The 15,876-nt window shown below is 73.7% G+C and carries 13 protein-coding genes and 1 pseudogene; 5 read left to right on the top strand and 9 right to left on the bottom strand.

Annotated features, from left to right (window positions below):
* The 3 genes and pseudogenes from EFE23_RS24420 to EFE23_RS24410 form a co-directional block, all read left to right on the top strand.
* Positions 1-264: pseudogene (locus EFE23_RS24420) on the top strand (ATP-binding protein); the annotation flags it as partial.
* On the top strand, positions 261-653 hold the full coding sequence (locus EFE23_RS24415) for a roadblock/LC7 domain-containing protein (protein ID WP_123243264.1): 393 nt from the start codon (positions 261-263) through the stop codon (positions 651-653). The pseudogene EFE23_RS24420 and the gene EFE23_RS24415, both read left to right, overlap by 4 nt.
* Positions 650-1,618: a TAXI family TRAP transporter solute-binding subunit gene (locus tag EFE23_RS24410; protein WP_123243263.1), complete on the top strand. Its 969-nt coding sequence runs from the start codon at positions 650-652 to the stop codon at positions 1,616-1,618. The genes EFE23_RS24415 and EFE23_RS24410 overlap by 4 nt, the downstream gene beginning before the upstream one ends.
* 3 nt (positions 1,619-1,621) lie before the next feature.
* Here the strand turns inward: EFE23_RS24410 and EFE23_RS24405 are convergent, their stop codons facing one another.
* The 5 genes from EFE23_RS24405 to EFE23_RS24385 form a co-directional block, all read right to left on the bottom strand.
* The gene (locus EFE23_RS24405; protein WP_123243262.1) at positions 1,622-2,158 is read right to left on the bottom strand and encodes a hypothetical protein; all 537 of its coding nucleotides are present in this window, start codon (positions 2,156-2,158) and stop codon (positions 1,622-1,624) included.
* Positions 2,158-4,050, bottom strand: a complete 1,893-nt coding sequence (gene dnaG, locus EFE23_RS24400) for a DNA primase (RefSeq protein WP_123243261.1) — start codon at positions 4,048-4,050, stop codon at positions 2,158-2,160. The genes EFE23_RS24405 and dnaG overlap by 1 nt, the downstream gene beginning before the upstream one ends.
* A gap of 96 nt (positions 4,051-4,146) precedes the next feature.
* Positions 4,147-4,398: a helix-turn-helix transcriptional regulator gene (locus tag EFE23_RS24395; RefSeq protein WP_123243260.1), complete on the bottom strand. Its 252-nt coding sequence runs from the start codon at positions 4,396-4,398 to the stop codon at positions 4,147-4,149.
* A gap of 10 nt (positions 4,399-4,408) precedes the next feature.
* Positions 4,409-5,260 carry an ABC transporter permease gene (locus tag EFE23_RS24390; RefSeq protein WP_123243259.1) on the bottom strand — a complete coding sequence of 284 codons (852 nt, stop codon included), beginning with the start codon at positions 5,258-5,260 and terminating at the stop codon, positions 4,409-4,411.
* Positions 5,257-6,231, bottom strand: a complete 975-nt coding sequence (locus EFE23_RS24385) for an ABC transporter ATP-binding protein (protein WP_123243258.1) — start codon at positions 6,229-6,231, stop codon at positions 5,257-5,259. Before EFE23_RS24385 ends, EFE23_RS24390 begins: the two co-directional genes overlap by 4 nt.
* Before the next feature lie 119 nt (positions 6,232-6,350).
* Between EFE23_RS24385 and EFE23_RS24380 the strand changes: the two genes are divergently transcribed.
* A complete protein-coding gene (locus EFE23_RS24380) occupies positions 6,351-7,019 on the top strand; it encodes a hypothetical protein (RefSeq protein ID WP_123243257.1) in 669 nt (222 codons plus the stop codon).
* Between the two features lie 19 nt (positions 7,020-7,038).
* Here the strand turns inward: EFE23_RS24380 and EFE23_RS24375 are convergent, their stop codons facing one another.
* The 4 genes from EFE23_RS24375 to ppdK form a co-directional block, all read right to left on the bottom strand.
* On the bottom strand, positions 7,039-7,875 hold the full coding sequence (locus EFE23_RS24375; RefSeq protein WP_123243256.1) for a siderophore-interacting protein: 837 nt from the start codon (positions 7,873-7,875) through the stop codon (positions 7,039-7,041).
* 214 nt (positions 7,876-8,089) lie between these two features.
* Positions 8,090-9,349 (bottom strand): deoxyguanosinetriphosphate triphosphohydrolase, encoded by a 1,260-nt coding sequence (locus tag EFE23_RS24370; protein WP_373684037.1) that lies wholly within the window; start codon positions 9,347-9,349, stop codon positions 8,090-8,092.
* 9 nt (positions 9,350-9,358) lie between these two features.
* Positions 9,359-9,709: a VOC family protein gene (locus EFE23_RS24365; protein ID WP_123243255.1), complete on the bottom strand. Its 351-nt coding sequence runs from the start codon at positions 9,707-9,709 to the stop codon at positions 9,359-9,361.
* A gap of 133 nt (positions 9,710-9,842) precedes the next feature.
* The gene (gene ppdK, locus EFE23_RS24360; RefSeq protein WP_123243254.1) at positions 9,843-12,551 is read right to left on the bottom strand and encodes a pyruvate, phosphate dikinase; all 2,709 of its coding nucleotides are present in this window, start codon (positions 12,549-12,551) and stop codon (positions 9,843-9,845) included.
* A gap of 313 nt (positions 12,552-12,864) precedes the next feature.
* On the opposite strand from ppdK, the gene EFE23_RS24355 reads away from it, so the two are divergent.
* Positions 12,865-14,652, top strand: coding sequence for a beta-N-acetylhexosaminidase (locus EFE23_RS24355; protein WP_123243253.1), 1,788 nt, complete (start codon positions 12,865-12,867; stop codon positions 14,650-14,652).
* The last annotated feature ends 1,224 nt before the right edge of the window (positions 14,653-15,876 follow it).

The following is a 15,876-nucleotide window of genomic DNA, read 5'->3' as shown; positions in this document are numbered from 1 at the left end:
GCCGCGGTGCTGGCGCCCAGCACCGCCCGGGTACGCCCCGCCGACGCCCCGACGCCGCCGCAGACCACCGCGACCGGGCTGCCCCGACGCACCCGGGGCGGTCAGCTCCCCGCCACCCTGCCCACCACCGCCGTGCCGCCCCGACCGGAGGCGGACCTCCTCGACCCCGAGGTGGTACGGGCCCGCCTGTCCGCCCTCGCCGAGGGCGTGGCCAGCGCGATGCGCCGTGCCCCGCACACCACACCCACCGGGAGAACCCAATGACCCCATCCGTGACCGCCGGACTCGACTGGCTGCTGGCGAACTTCGCCGAGCAGGTGCCGGACGTGTCGCACGCCCTCGCGGTGTCCGAGGACGGGCTGCGGCTGGCCGCCTCGCCGGACCTCTCCCCGGATCAGGTGGACCAGCTCGCCGCGGTGATCAGCGGCCTGGCGAGCCTGACCGTGGGCGCCGCCCGACTGATGTCCGCCGGCCGGGTACGCCAGCAGATCGTCGACATGGACGGTGGCGTGCTGCTGGTGATGGCGGTCGGCGAGCGGGCGCTGCTCGGCGTGCTCGCCTGTCCCGGCTGCGACCTCGGCCAGATCGGCTACGAGACGGCCACCCTGGTCCAGCGGGTGGCGGAGGCCCTGGAACCGGCGGCCCGCCAGTGACCCGCCGCCCCCTGCGGTTGCTGGCCGCGCTCCTGCTGGCCGCCGTCGCCGCCGGCTGCGGCGCGGCCCCGGCCGGTCCGCAGGAGTGGCACGGCGGCCGGATCTTCCTCGCCACCGGCAACACCACCGGCGTCTACTACCAGCTCGGTGGCGGCTACGCCGACGTGATCAGCCGGCACCTGCCCGGTTACGAGGCCCGGGCCGAGCCGACCGGCGCCTCGGTGGAGAACATCAACCGGCTGGCCGGCGGGGACATGGAGGTCGCGTTCAGCCTGGCCGACACGGCGGCGGACGCGGTCGCCGGCCGGGGCGCGTTCGACGGGCAGGCGCAGCCGGTCCGGGCCCTCGCCCGGATCTACAGCAACTACACGCACGTCATCGTCCGGACCGACGGCAAGATCGACTCCTTCGCGAAGCTGCGCGGCAAGCGGATCTCCACCGGCTCGCCGAAGTCCGGCACGGACATCATCGCCGGCCGGCTGCTCACCGCCGCCGGGATCGACCCCGACCGGGACATCCAACGGCTCACCCTGTCGCTGCCGGAGACGGTGAAGCGGATGCGGGCGGGCAGCCTGGACGCGATGTTCTTCTCCGGCGGCCTGCCCACCCCGGGCATCAAGGACCTGCTCTCCAGCGCGCCCGGGAAGTTCCGGCTGCTGCCCATCGCCGACCTGATCGAGCCGCTCGCCGTCCGCTACGGCGCCGTCTACACCACGTCGACGCTGCCCAAGGAGGTCTACGGCACGCCCGCCGCCACCCCGACCATCACCGTGTCGAACGTGATCCTGGTGCGCGCGGACATGCCCGACCAGCTCGCGTACGACCTGACCCGGCTGCTCTTCACGTACCAGGGCGAGCTGATCAAGGTGCATCCGGAGGCGGCCAACTTCACCCGGGAGAGCGCGGCGGCCACCGGCCCGATCCCGCTGCACCCCGGGGCCAGCCGCTACTACGGCACCCGCTGAGCGTCAGACGTCGGCGGGGGCGGTGGCGGCCCGGGCCGCGGCGACCAGCCGGCCCGTCTCGGCGGCCACCGCCTCGTCGTCGGCCGGCGTGCCCGGGTCGTAGCGGACCGTCCAGGTCAACCCGTCCACGCCCGGCACCCGGCGGGCGGCGATCCGGCCGGCGCCGCCGGGCACCGGGTGGTGCGCGGTGTACGCCACCGAGCGGGTGACCCGCGCCCGCACCTGGTGCGGCAGGTCACCCGGATCGAGCAGCAGGTAGGTCTCCGCGGGGTGGTCCGCCACGACGAGGTAGCCGTCCCGCTCGGCGACCCGCTCGGCGGGGGTGACGGTGAGCTCCCGGCCGGACCAGACCGCCTTGAGGATGTCGTGCCAGCCGATCCGGTGCGGCCGGCCGGGCAGCCAGAGCCCGAGGTTGCTGGCCACCACCACGCCGTCGCCCTCGCCGTTGCCGGCGGCCGCCCAGGCGAGCACCCGCTCGTCGGGGGCCAGCGGCGGCCGGTCGGCGGGCGGCAGCTTGGGCTTGCGGGTGAAGAGTCCCATCACAGTCCTCCGGCGGCCTGCTCGCGCAGCGCCCGCGCGTGCTGCTCCAGCGAGAGCAGTTCCCCGAAGAGCGCGAAGTACTCGTCCTTGCTGCTCACCGGGTTGATCCGCTGGATCTTCGACTTGAGGTCCCGGATCCGGCCGGTGACCGAGCCCCACTGGAGCCGGGCCATGGTGATCGACACGTACCGGGGGTCGGGCTCGCCGTCGATGCGCAGCGGCTCGACCGCCAGCTCGCCGACGAGCGCCTGGGCGGCCAGGTCCGCGCAGGCGTCCCGGACCTGCTCGATCCAGACCGCGCCGCCGGTGGCCGTCGCCACCCCGCCGGCCGCCGCGATCGCCGCGCGGACCGCCTGGTGCACCGGGTGCCGGTATTCCGCCGCCTCGACCGCGTCGAACATCGGGCCGGCCAGCACCGGCTCCTGCAGGGCCAGCTTCAACGCCTCCCGCTCGACCATCGACTGGGGGCTGTCCACGGTCGGCGTGGCCGGACCGGGCCGGGCCGGGGCGCTCGGCTCGCCGGCCGGCTGGCCGGACCCGGCGGTCAGCACCGCGCGCTGCACCGGCTCGATCTCCATGCCGAGGTCGCCGGCGAGCTTGCGGACGTACTCGGGGCGTTTCTCCCGGTCCTTGAGCTTGGCGACCAGCGGGGCGGCCCGGCGCATCGCCTCCACCCGGCCGTCGACCGTGTCCAGGTCGTACCGGTTGATGACGTGGCGGAGCGCGAAGTCGACAAGCGGCTCGCGGCGGGCGACCAGGTCGCGGATCGCCAGGTCGCCCTTGGCCAGCCGCAGCTCGCACGGGTCCATGTTGTCCGGGCTGACGGCGATGAAGGTACGTCCGACGAAGCGCTGGTCGTCCTCGAAGGCGCGCAGCGCGGCCTTCTGGCCGGCGGCGTCGCCGTCGAAGGTGAAGATGATCTCGCCGGCCCGTTCGTCGCTGTCGAAGAGCACCCGGCGCAGCACGCCGATGTGGTCGGCGCCGAACGCCGTGCCACAGGTCGCCACGGCGGTCGGCACCCCGGCCAGGTGGCAGGCCATCACGTCGGTGTAGCCCTCGACCACGACCACCTTGCCCTGCTTGGCGATCTCCCGCTTGGCCTGGTCGATGCCGTAGAGGACGTGCGACTTCTTGTAGATCGGCGTCTCGGGGGTGTTGAGGTATTTCGGGCCGTCGTCGTCGTCGAAGAGCTTGCGGGCGCCGAAACCGATCACGTCGCCGGTGAGGTCGCGGATCGGCCACATCAGCCGCCGGCGGAACCGGTCGATCAGGCTGCCGGAGCGGGACGGCCGGGACAGCCCGGCGGTGACCAGCTCGTCGTGGCTGAAGCCCTGCTGGCGCAGGTGCTTGGTGAGCAGGTCCCAGGCGTCGGGGGCGAAGCCGCAGTCGTACCGCTCGGCGGCGGCCCGGTCGAAGCCGCGCTGGGCGAGGAACTCCCGGGCGGGCCGGGCGCCGGCCGTGCTGAGCTGCGCGCGGTAGAACTCCACGGCGGCCGCGTGCGCGGCGACCAGCCGCTGCCGCTGGCCCTGCTGCGGCCGTTGCCGGGGGGTGGACCGGTCGTCCTCGACGTACCGGAGCTGGATGCCGGCGCGGGCGGCGAGCCGCTCGACGGACTCGACGAAGCTCAGGTGCTCGGCGTCCATCAGGAACTTGATCGCGTCGCCGCCGGCCCCGCAGCCGAAGCAGTACCAGACGTTGCGGGCCGGCGAGACGTTGAACGACGGGCTCTTCTCGTCGTGGAACGGGCACAGGCCCTTGAGGTTGCCACCGCCGGCCGACTTGAGCGTCACCGTGTCGGAGATGACCTCGGCGATCGAGGTGCGCTCGCGGACCAGCGCGATGTCCTCGTCCCGGATCCGCCCCGCCATCTCCGCCACCTCCTCGGCGTACATCCTGCCCTGCCGGACCGACGATCCGGCCGTCGGGGGGACGGGCGTGTGGCGGACACCGCCGGGCCGCCGCGCCGGGCCGGCGCGGCGGCCCGGCGGTCAGGCGGTGCGGCCGGCACCGCTGGTCGCGTCGCCGATGCGCGGGAACGGCTCGATGGAGAAGACCACCTCGACCGGCACCTCGAAGTACGCGGCGATCCGCAGCGCCAGGTGCAGGCTGGGCCGGAACTCACCGCGCTCCAGGTAGCCGACCGTCTGGTAGTGCACGCCCAGCGCGTCGGCGAGCTGCCGGCGGGAGATGCCCCGCTCGGCGCGCAGCACGGCGATCCGGTTGTGCACGGTCTCGCTCATCGACGCCCTCTCATCCGACCCGCTGCATGGCCCGCTCGCGCCGCGCGGCCACCCGTGAGCCGGACTCCCGGCGGGCCATCCGGCGCAGCACGACCGGGGCCAGGAGCAGCCCGAGCACCGCCCAGGCGGCGAGCACGCCGAGCGTCTCCAGGTGCCGCCAGGAGCCGCCCAGCTCGACCGCGGCCATGCTGTCGGGCAGCAGCGCCGAGCGCATGCCCAACCCTAGCCAGTAGATCGGGAAGACCTGGGCGACGGCCTGCAGCCACCCCGGGTAGCCGTTGATCGGGTAGAAGATGCCGGAGAGCGCGATCAGGCCCATGTTCGGCAGCATGATCAGCCCGAGGTTGCGCGGGTTCTCGATCAGCGAGCCGAGGACCGCGCCCATCGGCAGGGTGGCGACCAGGCCGAGCACCGCCACCCAGAGCAGGGTGAACCAGGCGGAGGCGCTGGTGATCTGCAGCCCGTCCAGGAAGAACAGCGCCGGGACGAGCTGGAGGAGCATGCTCACCAGCGCCACCGTGGACATCAGGGTGATCTTGCCGATCAGGTAGCCGAGCATCCCGTTCGGGGTGGCCTTGGCCCGCAGCAGGGTGCCGTCCTCCCGCTCCATGACCAGCTGCGAGGCGAGCACCAGCATGCCACCGAAGGCCAGCCCCATGCCGAGGGCGCTGGGCAGCGTACGGGCCCCGAGGGAGAACGAGGTGCCCGGCACCGTGGAGCCGCGCATGAAGAACATCGTGACCAGCAGGGCCGCCGTCGGGAAGAAGTAGTTCCACAGGTCCTGGCCGTTGCTGAAGGTGTTGCGCAGCTCGATCACGCCGCGCCGGAGACCGGCCCGGACGGCCGCCATCGTCGGGTTCATCGGTCGCTCCCCTGCTGCCACACCCGGTCGGCCCGGCCGGTGCGGACCCCGGATTCCTCCTCGTAGACCAGCGCCATGTACGCGTCCTCCAGGCTGGCCCGGCGGACCTCCAGCTCCTGCACCTCGTCGCCGTACTGGCGGAGCAGGTCGCGGACGAAGCCGGTGGCGTCGGCGGCGGAGTGCACGAACCGCTCCCCGTCCCGGGTCCAGCGGATCTCCGCGTCGCCGGCGACCCGGCGGGACAGCTCGTCCGGCGAGCCGTCGGCGACGATCCGGCCGCCGGCCAGGATGAGGATCCGGTCGGCCAGCTTCTCCGCCTCGTCCAGGTCGTGCGTGGTGAGCAGGATGGTGGTCTCGTCCAGGTCGGCGAGGCGGTGCACCAGCTCGTGGAACTCGCGCCGGGCGGCCGGGTCGAAGCCGACCGTCGGCTCGTCCAGGAAGAGCAGCTCGGGGCGGCCCACGATGCCGACCGCCACGTCGAGCCGGCGGCGCTGGCCGCCGGAGAGCCGGGCCACCCGCTGCTCCGCCTGCGCGGTCAGCCCGACGGCGTCCAGCAGGTCGTCGACCGGCCAGGGCCGGCGGATCCGGTCGGTGCCGTACGGCGCGTAGAACGCGCCCAGGTGGGTGAGCAGGTCGCGGACCCGCCACTTGCCGTGGTCGCGCCAGGACTGGAGCACCACGCCCATCCGGGCCCGCCAGCGCTCGTCGCCCCGGCCGGGGTCGACGCCGAGGACGCGGACCTCCCCGGCGGAGCGCATCCGGAAGCCCTCGAGGATCTCGATGGTGGTGGTCTTGCCGGCACCGTTGGGCCCGAGCAGGGCGAGCACCTCGCCGCGCCGGGCGGTGAGGTCGACCCCGTGCAGCACGTCGACGGCGCCGTACCGCATGCGCAGGTCGCGGACATCGAGGACGAGGTCCTCGTCGGGTGGGTGGGGAGCCCCGACAACTCCCGGCAGTTCGACCGCAGTCATGCCGCGAAATGTAGCACCTCTACTACACCTCGCGGTACACCCGCTCTCCGTCGCTACGGCTTCCCGCCCTTGCCGATCTTGGCTACGGTGGGACCCCGACCGGGAAGGGGACGCCGGGGATGGCCGACGACACGGAGCTGACCATCGCGCTCGCCGAGTACGAACACCTGCGCGAGCTGAGCCGGGCGGTGCACGACCAGTCCGCCGCCCGGTTCACCTTCTTCCTGGCGGTGGCCTCGGGAGCGACCGCCGTGTCGGCCGGCCTGATCACCACCGGCACACCACCCGGCCCGGTCGGCCCCGCCGTTCTGGCCGGGCTCGGACTGCTGGTCCTGCTGCTGGGCGTCTTCGTCTTCGCCCGTCAGGTGGAGCTGAACGACCGGGGCCGCCGGTACGCGGTCGCCGCCACCGTGCTCCGCACCTACCTGACCCGCCGCGCGCCGGAGCTGGCGCCGTTCATCGTCATGCCGACCCTGGACGACCCGGGGCCGTTCGCGCCCGAGCCGTTCCGCCGGCACTGGTTCCGCGACCTGGTCAGTCAGGCCGGGATGCTCGCCCTGGTCAACAGCGTGCTGGTGGGCCTGGCCGTCGCGCTGGCCGCGCTCGCCGCCGACGCGGCCCGGCTGGCCGGGCCGGCCGCGGCGCTGGTCGTCGCCGCCTCGATCGCGGCGCACCTGCGGATCATCCGCCGCCGGGTGGCGCGTTCGGCCGGGCAGGTCGGCGCCGTGCTCGACCGCCGGTCCCTCACCGTGGCGCACCCCATGCCGGCCGGCGACGAGGCGGCGTAGGCGCTCCGCGCCCTACTGGTCAGGCCGGCAGGACGGCCGACTCCTCCGCCTCCACCTGCGCGTTCCAGGCGGCCTTGGTGGAGCGCCAACCCTCGTCGTCCAGGCCACGCCGCCAGTAGCCGGAGATGGACAGGTCGGCCCGGGGCACCCCGCGCTCGACCCGCAGCAGCCGGCGCAACTCCTTGACGAAGGTGGCCTCGCCGTGCACGAACGCGTGCACCCGCCCGGGCCGGAAGTCCACCGCCCGGACCGCCTCGACCAGTGCCTCGCCCACCGGGCGGCCCGCCCGGTGCAGCCAGTGCAGCTCGACCGCGCCGGGGCTGGCCAGCGGCAGCTCGTCGGCCGGTCCGTCGACCTCGATGAACACCGTGGCCGGGGCGCCGGCGGGCAGCCGCTCCAGCGCGGCGGCGATCGCCGGCAGGGCGCTCTCGTCGCCGGCCAGCAGGTGCCAGTCGGCCGCCGGGTCCGGCGCGTACGCCCCGCCGGGGCCGGTGAAGAGCACCCGGTCACCGGGACGCAGCCGGGCCGCCCACGGCCCCGCCACGCCCTCGTCGCCGTGGTGCACCACGTCGATGGTCAACTCGCCGGCCGCGGCGTCCCAGGCCCGCACCGTGTACGCGCGCAGCCGCGGCCACTGCTCGGCCGGGAAGTCCCGCTTGATGCTGGCCAGGTCCGTCGGGTGCGGGTAGGTCACCCCGTCCGGCGGGAAGACCAGCTTCACGTAGTGGTCGGTGTACGCGCCCACCGGCAGGCCGGCCAACTCCTCCCCGCCCAGCACCAGCCGGATCAGGTGCGGGGTGGGCCGCTCGGTCCGTACGACCGTGGCGGCGGTGACCTTCTTCGGGCGCTCCGTCATGCCACTTAGGCTAGCCTAAGCAGCCCGAGTCCCCCACCACCCGACGCCAACCCCTCAGCCCTCGCCCGGCCACGTCCGCGCGGTCACGCTCCCCTGACCGCCATGGCCACGCTCGAAACTGGATGTGGTGGCCTCGATCGGCCGCGGATGCCATTACATCCCGGATCGAGCACGATCATGCCGGCGTGCGCGGCGGACGGCGGGTGCGGGCGGGTCAGGGGAGCAGCCGGGCGTGCCAGGCGAGGGCGGCCGGGTCGGTGAGGGAGGCGACCTGGTCGATGACCACGCGGAGGCGGGCGGCGTCGTCGGGGGCGTCCCGCCAGAGCGGGGCGAAGACCGGGTCGAGGGCCTCCGGCGCCCGGTCCAGCAGGGCGGCGACCAGGTCGGCGAGGATCTCCCGCTGGCGGGCGTACCGGGGACCGGCGCCGGGACGGCGCATCACGTAGCGCAGGGCGATGCCCTTGAGCAGCGCGCACTGGGCCCGGATCCGGCGCGGCACCACCAGGTCGGCGGCGTACCGGTGGTGCGGGCCGGGGCCGTGGCGCTGCTGGGTGGCGGCCACCACGGTGGCGACGAACCGGCCGGTGAGCACGCTGGTGGTGGTCTTCAGCGCGGCGAGCGCCCGGTGGCTGCCGTCGTACGCGGCGAGCGGGGCGAGCACCGGCTCGGCCAGCAGCTCCGCCAGCACCTCGCCCAGGTCCTCGGGGGCCTCCCCGGAGTACGCGGCCGCCACGTCGGCGCAGAGCGCCCGCCGCTCGTCCGGGTCGGCCAGCAGCGGGCGAAGGCTGACGTACCCGCCGTGGATGCCGTCCTCGACGTCGTGCACCGAGTACGCCACATCGTCCGCCCAGTCCATCACCTGGGCCTCCAGGCAGCGCCGCTCCCCGGGCGGGGCGCCGGCGCGGAGCCAGTCGAAGACCGGGCGGTCGTCGGCGTACACGCCGAACTTGCGCCGGCCGGGGCGGCGCGGCCACGGGTACTTGCTGACCGCGTCGAGCGAGGCCCGGGTGAGGTTGAGCCCGGCGGAGCGGCCGTCCGGGGCGAGCACCTTCGCCTCCAGCCGGGTGAGCACCCGCAGCGTCTGCGCGTTGCCCTCGAAGCCGCCGCACCCGGCGGCGAGGGCGTCCAGCGCGTCCTCGCCGTTGTGCCCGAACGGCGGGTGGCCGAGGTCGTGGGCCAGCCCGGCGGTGTCCACCACGTCCGGGTCGCAGCCCAGCCGGGCGCCCATCTCGCGGGCGATCTGCGCCACCTCCAGCGAGTGGGTCAGCCGGGTACGCAGGAAGTCGTCGGTGCCGGCCGTGTGCACCTGGGTCTTCGCGGCGAGCCGGCGGAACGCCGCCGAGTGCAGCACCCGGGCCCGGTCCCGCTGGTACGGGGACCGCCCGTACCCGGTGTCCTTCGGCTCCTCGGCGACCAGCCGGGCCGCGTCGTCGACGCAGGCCGGGCCGGCCGCGTCGTCAGCACCGCGGCCCACGCGCCACCGTCACTTCCGCGGTCGCAGCACGCAGAATTCGTTGCCCTCGGGGTCGGCCAGCACCGTCCACTCGACGTCGCCCTCGCCGATGTCCACGTGCCGGGCACCCATGTCGACCAGCCGCTCGACCTCCGCCTCCTGGTCGTCCGGGCGCAGGTCGAGGTGCAGCCGGTTCTTGGCCTGCTTCGCGTCGGCGACCGGTACGAAAATTATGGCGGGCAGCTGGTCCGGCGCCCGGCGGATCTCCACCTCGTCCGGCGCGTCGGTGATCACCTGATAGCCGAGCGCCTCCGCCCACCAGTGCGCGAGCCGGGACGGGTCGCGGGCGTCGACGATCAGGTTCTCCCAGACGCTGGACATGCGGCCACCCTTCCCTTGATCGACACGTACGCGAGCGAGCCAAGGTTACGCCCGGCGGCCGAAGATGGCGCGCCCGGCGAGCCCGGGGCCGTCGCCGACGTGAGCGTCGACGGCCCCGGTCGTGTCACACGGATCAGCGCGAGTCGGAGCCGGTGGTGCTCACCGCCGCCCGACCGGCCTCCAGCCGGGCCACGGGCACCCGGAACGGCGAGCAGGAGACGTAGTCGAGGCCGACCTCGTGGAAGAAGTGCACCGAGTCGGGGTCGCCGCCGTGCTCGCCGCAGACGCCGAGCTTGAGGCCCGGCCGGGCGGCCCGGCCCTCCTCGGCGGCGATCCGGACCAGCCGGCCGACGCCGTCCCGGTCGATCGACTCGAACGGCGAGATGCCGAAGATGCCCAGCTCCAGGTAGCGCCAGAAGAACGCCCCTTCGACGTCGTCCCGGGAGAAGCCCCAGCCCATCTGGGTGAGGTCGTTGGTGCCGAAGGAGAAGAACTGCGCCGCCTCGGCGATCTGCCCGGCGGTCAGCGCCGCCCGGGGCACCTCGATCATGGTGCCGATCAGCACCTCGACGCCGCTGTCCCCGACCACCTCGGCGATGATCTTCTCGGCCTCCGCGCGTACCGTCTCCAGCTCCTGGACCGCGCCGACCAGCGGAACCATGATCTCCGGGCAGGCCGACCCGCCGGCCTGGACGACCGCGACGGCGGCCTCGGCGATCGCGCGGACCTGCATGGCGAACAGGCCGGGGATGACCAGGCCGAGCCGGACGCCGCGCAGGCCGAGCATCGGGTTCTCCTCGTGCATCCGCCGGACGGCGGCGAGCAGCGCCTCCTCCTTGGCCACGTCCTCGCCGCGCTCCTGGGCGACCGCCACGTTGACCGCGAGCTGCTCCAGCGGGGGCAGGAACTCGTGCAGCGGCGGGTCGATCAGCCGGACGGTCACCGGCAGGCCGTCCATCTCCCGGAAGATCTCGATGAAGTCCTCCCGCTGCAGCGGCAGCAGCGCGGCGAGCGCGTCCTCCCGCTCCGCGTCGGTGGCCGCGAGGATCAGCCGCTCGACCAGCTCCCGCCGGTCGCCGAGGAACATGTGCTCGGTGCGGCACAGGCCGATGCCCTCGGCGCCGAAGCGCCGCGCCCGCGCCGCGTCCGCGCCGGTGTCGGCGTTCGTCCGGACCAGCAGCCGCCGCGTGGCGTCGGCGTGGGTCATGATCCGGTGTACGGCCCGGACCAGCGGGTCGTCGGCCTGCTCCGGATCGAGGGTGCCCTCGAAGTACTGCACCACCTCGGAGGGCATGACCGGCACCTCACCCAGGTAGACCTTGCCGGTGGTGCCGTCGATGGAGATGACGTCGCCCTCGCTGACGGTCCGCCCGGCGACGGTGAACTTCTTCCCCGGGATGTTGACGTCCAGCTCGTCGGCGCCGGAGACGCAGGTCTTGCCCATGCCCCGGGCGACCACGGCGGCGTGGCTGGTCTTGCCGCCGCGCGAGGTGAGGATGCCCTTGGCGGCGATCATGCCGTTCAGGTCGTCCGGGTTGGTCTCCCGGCGGACCAGGATCACCGGCTCGCCCTCGGCGGCCAGCTCGACCGCCCGGGCGGAGGTGAAGACGACCTTGCCGACCGCCGCGCCCGGCGACGCCCCGATGCCCTTGGCCACCGGCTCGAAATCGTGGTCGAGTTTGAACCGCGGGAACATCAGCTGGGCGAGCTGCGCGCCGTTGACCCGGTGCAGCGCCTCGTCCAGGTCGATCAGGCCCTCGTCGACGAGCTGGCCGGCGATGACGAAGGCCGCCGCGGCGGTGCGCTTGCCGACCCGGGTCTGGAGCATCCAGAGCTTGCCGCGTTCGATGGTGAACTCGATGTCGCAGAGGTCCTTGTAGTGCCCCTCCAGCCGGGCCATGTAGCTGAGCAGCTCGTCGTAGGACTTCTTGTCGATCCGCTCCAGCTCCTGCAGCGGCACGGTGTTGCGGATGCCGGCGACCACGTCCTCGCCCTGGGCGTTGGCCAGGTAGTCGCCGTAGATGCCCTGCGCGCCGCTGGCCGGGTCGCGGGTGAAGGCGACGCCGGTGCCGGAGTCGGGGCCCAGGTTGCCGAAGACCATGGCCACCACGTTGACCGCGGTGCCCAGGTCGGCCGGGATGCGCTCCTGGCGGCGGTAGACCACCGCGCGCTCGGCGTTCCACGATTCGAAGACGGCGCGGATGGCCAGGTCGAGCTGCTCGCGCGGCTGCTGCGGGAACTCCCGCCCGGTGTGCTTGGCGAAGATCTTCTTGTACGCGTCGACCAGCCCGCGCAGGTCGTCGGCGTCCAGGTCGAGATCGTTCGTGGTGCCCTTGGCGCGCTTGGCGTCGTCGAGGGCGTGCTCGAACTCCTCGCCCGGCACCTCGCAGACGGTCTTGCCGAACATCTGGATCAGCCGGCGGTAGGAGTCCCAGGCGAACCGGTCGTTGCCACCGGCCTGCGCGCTGAGTCCTTCGACGCTGCGGTCGTTGAGCCCGACGTTGAGGACGGTCTCCATCATGCCCGGCATGGAGAACTTGGCACCGGAGCGTACGGAGACCAGCAGCGGGTCGTCCGGGTCGCCCAGCTTGCGGCCCATCTCCCGTTCCAGGGACTCCAGGTGCGCCTCGATCTGCCCGGCCAGCCCGTCCGGCTCCTGCCCGGTCGCCAGGTACGCCTTGCAGGCCTCGGTGGTGATGGTGAAGCCGGGCGGGACCGGGAGGCCGAGATTGGTCATCTCGGCGAGGTTGGCTCCCTTGCCGCCGAGCAGGTCCTTGAGGTCCTTGTTGCCCTCGGCGAAGTCGTAGACGTACTTGTGATCGACCGTCTCTTGCGCTGCCACCAGAGCCTCCCACGCGCGCCATTGACACTTAACGAAGGTTCAGTTCGGACATACCCCGAGACCAACCGCCGGTAATCCCGGCGTCGTCAGCGATCGGTGGGCGAAGGTTAAGCGAACATCGAGTGGGCTGGGACCGTTCGGTGACAATCGGCACAACCGTCCGCACTATCCGCGTCCGTACCGGTTTTTGGGAACGCTTCCACGCGCACGATCACGCAACTCCGATTCCTCTCGTACTCTTGACGGCACTGCGATCCGCTGAACCTGACCTTTGCCATATCCCACGCAAATACACCCCCCGGGAGCCGTCGCCATGTCGACCACCTCCACCGCCCCGGCCGAGCCGGGTCCCGAACCGCTCGACCGGGCCGGCCTCGCCACCCGGCAGCCGGCCGCCGCCGACCTGGCCCGCACCGCCGCCCAGCGGGCGAGCGACCTGCTCGCCCCGTCCGCCCCGGTGCGCCTCGGCGACGTGGTACCGGCCCCCGAGCAGGTCACCCCGGACCCCACGGCCGACTACCTGCTGCCCGAGGACGCGGGCATCCGGGTAAGCCTCGACCCGGCCGCCCGGGACGTCGCGGAGCAGCTCGCCGGGTGGCTGCGCCCGGCCACCGGCTACCCGCTCCCCGTCGCCGACGCGGCCGACGCCACGCCGGGCGGCCCGCTGACGCTCACCCTGGCCGACTCGGCGACCCACCCGGCCGGAGCGCCCTCCGCCACCGCCACCGCCGCCGGCGGGGCACCGCTCGCGGGCCCGGCCGGCAGCGGCTCGGAGGCCGGTGCCGGGCTGCCGGGCGGCGGCGACCTGGGCGACGAGGGCTACCTCCTCGAGGTCAGCCGGGACGGAATCCGGATCACCGCCGCCGCCCCGGCCGGCCTGTTCCACGGCGCGCAGACGCTGCGACAGCTCCTGCCCGTGGCGGTCGAGCACCCCACCCCGGTGACCGAACGCTGGGTGGTGCCCGGCGGCACGATCGTCGACCGGCCGCGCTTCGCGTACCGGGGCGCGATGCTCGACGTGGCCCGGCACTTCTTCGGCGTCGAGGACGTGCTGCGGGTGGTCGACCACCTGGCCCGGTACAAGCTCAACCACCTGCACCTGCACCTCACCGACGACCAGGGGTGGCGGATCGCCGTCGATTCCTGGCCCCGACTGGCCGAGGTGGGCGGGGCGACCCAGGTGGGTGGCGGCCCGGGCGGCTGGTACACGAAGGACGACTACCGCCGGATCGTCAGCTACGCCGCCCGCCGGCACGTGACGGTGGTGCCGGAGATCGACCTGCCGGGGCACACCAACGCGGCCCTGGTCGCGTACCCGGAGCTCGCGCCCGGCAAGATCCCTCCCCCGCCGTACACCGGCACCGAGGTCGGCTTCAGCTACGTCGACCCGGCCGACGAGCGGACGTACGACTTCGTCGCCGACGTGGTCGGCGAGGTCGCCGCGCTGACCCCCGGCCCCTGGCTGCACCTCGGCGGCGACGAGGCGTTCAAGGTCAAGGGCGTGGCCTACACCGGCTTCGTCGAGCGGGCACAGCGGATCGTGGCGGACGCCGGAAAGACCGTGATCGGCTGGCACCAGCTCGCCCCGGCGGAGCACCTGCACGGGCGCGTCCTGCAGTGGTGGGGCACCAACGGCGAGGACCCCGAGACCGCCGAGGCGGTACGCCGGGGCGCCCGGGTCATCCTCTCCCCCGGCAACCGCGCCTACCTGGACATGAAGTACGCCCCGGACACCCCGATCGGACACGACTGGGCCGGGCTGATCGACGTGCGGCGCGCGTACGACTGGGATCCGGGCAGCCACATCGACGGCGTACCGGTCGAGGCGGTGCTCGGCGTGGAGGCGCCGCTCTGGACCGAGTCGGTCACCACGCTGGCCGAGGTGGAGTTCATGCTCTTCCCCCGCCTGCCCGCCGTCGCCGAACTGGGCTGGTCGCCCCGGTCGACGCACGACTGGGCGGCGTTCCGGGAGCGCCTGGCCGGGCACGGCCCGCGCTGGACCGCCGCCGGCATCACCTTCCACCCCGCACCCGACGTCCCCTGGCCGGCACCGCACCCCATCCCCACCCAGCGCACCACCACCCCCGCCGACACCCACTGACCGTCTCCTTGATCCACGGGCTGCGGCAAGGGGCGCTGTCCCCGCACGTGGAACACCCCGACCTGCCGCAACCTGAGTCGATCACCGCCTATCCGGGCCCGCCTGCGGCGAATGCCCGGGTCGGCGGGGGGCCCGAAGCCCGGCCCCACTCGGGATGCCGCAACCGGCGTCATCCCGAGTCCCGCGACACACCGCCTTGCCGCAGCCCGAGTCGATCACCGTTCGACGCGATGCGCCGCCGGTCGGGTGGCGCTGGGACGGGTGTCGCGTGGTCGGGTGGCGGGTCGGTCCGTGCAGGTCGCCGAGGTGGGGGTGTCCAGGGCTGTCGGATACCGCCAGATCGGCGATGTCGTGTCCGGTCAAGCGAGCGGCCGGCCTCGCGGGCCGGTCGGGCGGGCCGTTGTGGGGTGAAATGTCCGGCTGTGGTCGAGGGCCGGTCCCGTGGGTGGAACGCTATGGAGGTCACCGGCGCCCGGAGACCTCCATGGCGTTCCACCGACCGGCAGAGCTGCCCCGGGGTGCAGCGGGCCGCCCGGGGTGCGGTGTCCGTGTCAGGGTCGGCTGGTGCCCGGCCAACGGCCGGCGATGTGCCCGGCCACGCGGGCGATGCGCCCGGCCACGCCGGCGATGTGCCCGGCCACGCCGGCGATGTGCCCGGCCACGATCGGTGGTATATCCGGCCACGGCGAGCGGTCTGTCCCGGCCACGGCGGGTGGTGGCGGTCGCGGTGGGCGGTGTGTCTGGTTTCGAAGGGGTGGCTTAATCCGGTTTCGATGGGGTGGCTTGTCCGGATCGCGGGCGGGTGGGATGCCCGGGGACGCCGGTTCGGCTGGTGATGGGGCCGGTGTCGCGTGGTCGGGGCCACCCGCGCGGCGGAATCATGCCGGGGCCGGGGTCGTTGAACATGGCAGACCGCGCGGCAACCACCACCCCCAGGGGTTGGCAGCCCCGGTCGGAATGACCGGCCACCGGCCGTCGTTACCTCCCCCGGACCGCGAACCATCTGGTCCACGAGCCGGTGCGACCGCGGGAATCACCCCCCGCCCCCGGTCGTTACATCCCCGGGCCGCCCGAGCAGGTCACCCCCCGACCGCCGGGCCCACCCACCAGACTTTCCCCCCTTCTCGCGGCACGCACCGCACCCCCTCTTCGCGGGCGCCGCGGAAACCCCCGAATGGAAGGCGTGAACTCATCATGGCTACCACTCTGCTGCGTAAGACCGTC

The organism is Micromonospora solifontis (assembly GCF_003725545.1).
Taxonomy (GTDB): Bacteria; Actinomycetota; Actinomycetes; order Mycobacteriales; family Micromonosporaceae; genus Micromonospora; species Micromonospora solifontis.
This window is presented reverse-complemented; position numbering and strand designations above follow the sequence as displayed.

Excerpts from the sequence above, each read along its gene's own strand:
- EFE23_RS24415 (WP_123243264.1), top strand. The coding sequence starts at position 261 with ATGACCCCATCCGTGACCGCCGGACTCGACTGGCTGCTGGCGAACTTC.
- EFE23_RS24405 (WP_123243262.1), bottom strand. The coding sequence starts at position 2,158 with ATGGGACTCTTCACCCGCAAGCCCAAGCTGCCGCCCGCCGACCGGCCG.
- dnaG (WP_123243261.1), bottom strand. The coding sequence starts at position 4,050 with ATGTACGCCGAGGAGGTGGCGGAGATGGCGGGGCGGATCCGGGACGAG.
- EFE23_RS24395 (WP_123243260.1), bottom strand. The coding sequence starts at position 4,398 with ATGAGCGAGACCGTGCACAACCGGATCGCCGTGCTGCGCGCCGAGCGG.
- EFE23_RS24390 (WP_123243259.1), bottom strand. The coding sequence starts at position 5,260 with ATGAACCCGACGATGGCGGCCGTCCGGGCCGGTCTCCGGCGCGGCGTG.
- EFE23_RS24385 (WP_123243258.1), bottom strand. The coding sequence starts at position 6,231 with ATGACTGCGGTCGAACTGCCGGGAGTTGTCGGGGCTCCCCACCCACCC.
- EFE23_RS24380 (WP_123243257.1), top strand. The coding sequence starts at position 6,351 with ATGGCCGACGACACGGAGCTGACCATCGCGCTCGCCGAGTACGAACAC.
- EFE23_RS24375 (WP_123243256.1), bottom strand. The coding sequence starts at position 7,875 with ATGACGGAGCGCCCGAAGAAGGTCACCGCCGCCACGGTCGTACGGACC.
- EFE23_RS24365 (WP_123243255.1), bottom strand. The coding sequence starts at position 9,709 with ATGTCCAGCGTCTGGGAGAACCTGATCGTCGACGCCCGCGACCCGTCC.
- EFE23_RS24355 (WP_123243253.1), top strand. The coding sequence starts at position 12,865 with ATGTCGACCACCTCCACCGCCCCGGCCGAGCCGGGTCCCGAACCGCTC.